Annotated in this window: 1 protein-coding gene; it reads right to left on the bottom strand. The window is 49.1% G+C overall.

The window, feature by feature from the left end:
• On the bottom strand, nucleotides 1-688 hold a 688-nt coding region (locus tag R7Z77_RS25770), incomplete at both ends, for a tetratricopeptide repeat protein (protein WP_318137100.1).

Genomic DNA, 688 nt, shown 5'->3' with positions numbered 1-688 from the left:
AAGGGCATGATAGCCTTTCGATAATAGCTGCCAGCCATTACTATCTTCTGGGTTATCGTGTGTATAACGCTGAAGCGTACGCACCGCTTGATCATTTTGGTTTGCTTCAAGCAACGCGTTGGCGTAGTTAATGGTTAATACTTTGTTTTGAGGATTACGCTTTAGCGCGCTATTTAGCAACTCAACGGCTTTTTGTGGCTGTTTTTTCTCGATGTATAGATCGGTCATTGCATCTAAATAGAATGGGTTGCCCGGATCTTGCGCTAACAGCTTTTTCAAAATCGGTTCTGCTTGTGATAAGCGTTTGTTGTCCAGATGAACCAGCGCTCGGCCGTAATCAAATGACGGCATGATGTCCGCTGAAGCTTTCTTTTGAGTACGCTCAAACCAACCTAGTGCGGCTTGTCCGTCGATACCGGCATATCGCGCGACAATGCGTGCGCGCGCCAAATGGTAATCGATAGAGGGTGCAATGCGCATTGGGGGATAGGCTTGTGCACGTTGACGGCTATCTGCCACACGGTCTTCTGGTAAAGGGTGAGTCAGTAGCATTGGTGGCGGTTTGCTCGCGTAGCGGTATTCATCGGCTAAACGGCCAAAGAAACGCGGCATTGCTTGCACATCAAATCCTGCTTTCGCCAAGGTTGCGATACCGAAGCGGTCGGCTTCTTTCTCGTTTGAGCGAGTG

Source organism: Vibrio sp. 1401 (assembly GCF_033340295.1).
This window is presented reverse-complemented; position numbering and strand designations above follow the sequence as displayed.